This is a genomic window from Shigella sp. FC1567, from assembly GCF_001743015.1.
In the GTDB taxonomy this organism is placed as follows: Bacteria; Pseudomonadota; Gammaproteobacteria; order Enterobacterales; family Enterobacteriaceae; genus Escherichia; species Escherichia coli.
Window position 1 is genome coordinate 1 of record NZ_MIIV01000245.1, and the last position, 1,772, is coordinate 1,772.

3 protein-coding genes and 1 riboswitch are annotated in these 1,772 nt (G+C 47.1%); of the genes, 1 reads left to right on the forward strand and 2 read right to left on the reverse strand.

All coding sequences use genetic code 11. The features are described from left to right. Window positions 1-165: IS1 family transposase (locus BHE85_RS14710; RefSeq protein WP_047664789.1), on the reverse strand; the 165-nt coding region annotated here is incomplete at its 3' end. A gap of 56 nt (window positions 166-221) precedes the next feature. On the opposite strand from BHE85_RS14710, the gene pocR reads away from it, so the two are divergent. Then, window positions 222-1,133, forward strand: coding sequence for a transcriptional regulator PocR (gene pocR / locus BHE85_RS14715; RefSeq protein WP_024258032.1), 912 nt, complete (start codon window positions 222-224; stop codon window positions 1,131-1,133). A gap of 88 nt (window positions 1,134-1,221) precedes the next feature. Then, window positions 1,222-1,396: riboswitch (cobalamin riboswitch) on the forward strand. A 141-nt stretch (window positions 1,397-1,537) separates the two neighbouring features. Here the strand turns inward: pocR and BHE85_RS14720 are convergent. After that, window positions 1,538-1,772: integrase core domain-containing protein (locus tag BHE85_RS14720; protein WP_146627965.1), on the reverse strand; the 235-nt coding region annotated here is incomplete at its 5' end.

Genomic DNA, 1,772 nt, shown 5'->3' on the forward strand with positions numbered 1-1,772 from the left:
TTTCTGGTGCGTACCGGGCTGAGAGGCGGTGTAAGTGAACTGTAGTTGCCATGTTTTACGGCAATGAGAGCAGAGATAGCGCTGATGTCCGGCAGTGCTTTTGCCGTTACGCACCACGCCTTCAGTAGCGGAGCAGGAAGGACATCTGATGGAAATGGAAGCCACGCAAGCACCTTAAAATCACCATCATACACTAAATCAGTAAGTTGGCAGCATTACCGATTTCTGCGGCGACACTTAATTCAGAACTCATTAATAAAATCGCGCAGGATTTTGCGCAGGCGACCAGCCTTGCGGTTGTCGTGGTCAATATTCACGGCGATGAAATTTCCGAGCTGTTTAACTTCACTCCATTTTGTCAGATGATGCGGCAACACCCTCAGCTAAGCACTCGATGTCGCATGAGCGATCGTTGTGGGGGCCTGGAAGCCTCTAAATCCGATCAGCCTTGTATTTATCGCTGTCATGCCGGATTAACCGATTTCTCTATTCCACTGGTAATCGCCGGGCATTTAGTCGGTTTTGTATTGTGCGGGCAAGTTCGTCTGCGTAATGATTATGTCGATTTGGTCGATATTCTGAATGTCGATGATTGCTGGCAGGCAGATCCCGAATTACTTAATGAATTTCGCAAAGTTCCTGAGATGGATTACTCAAGAGTTATGGCCTCTGCTGATTTGTTGAAGTTGATTGTAGAAAATTGCCTCAAAAAACAACTCAATTTTGTGGTTATTAAAGAGAACAAATCTCAGTCAGATTCGGTGCGCCAGACTCGTGCGCCTAGTCCCCACGACAATAAAATGAAAAAAGCTTTACGCTATATTGATGCGCATTTATCAGACGATTTGCGTCTGGAAGATGTCGCCTCGCACGTTTATCTAAGCCCTTATTATTTCAGTAAGTTATTCAAGAAATACCATGGAATCGGGTTTAATGCGTGGGTAAACCAACAACGGATGGCCAGCGCGCGTGAGTTACTGTGCCATAGTGACTGGAGCATCGCCAGCATTGCGCGTAATTTAGGTTTTTCGCAAACCAGTTATTTTTGCAAAGTTTTCCGTCAGACTTATCAGGTTACGCCGCAGGTGTATCGACAGCAAGTGAGTGAAAATGCGGCGATGGAAACGGTATAGAGTAAATGCTAAAAAAAGGGAAGGTTTAAATAAACGCTGGAATGAATAATTAACGTTATTTACGTGTTATGGGAAAAGTAAAATCAGCTCATAACATACGCTGACAGGTGTGGCACATTTGTGCCTGGGAAGAGAGTGAAAATCCCTCGCAGCCCCCGCTGCTGTAATGCTGACAAACCCGAAAATGCCACTGATCGCGAGATTGGGAAGGTCGGGAGAGGATGACGCTAAGCCAGAAGACCAGCCAGTCAGTCAATACCAACAACTTCGGTGGGAAGTGGGTTGCCCGGAAGCGTCCGGTAGAGTACAGGCGCGTCTTTATACCCCTACCACCCTGAAAGGATCAGGGTATGGCGGCATCATTTAGTTCTTTCATCGCAGTGCCGACAGGCACCATGAAGTGGTCAACAAAAACTGGCCACCGAGTTAGAGTTTTTCCAGTATCGATTTTCCGATTCGTTTGGGGGTAACCCACCGTTATATTCGTGCGGTCTTAGTGCGCTGTAATATCCAACGATATAGTCCGTTATGGCGTGAGCTGCCTCGCTGAAGCTTACGTAACCCACCACCGGCATCCATTCGTTCTTCAGACTCCTGAAGAAGCGTTCCATTGGGCTGTTATCCCAGCAGTTTCCGCGC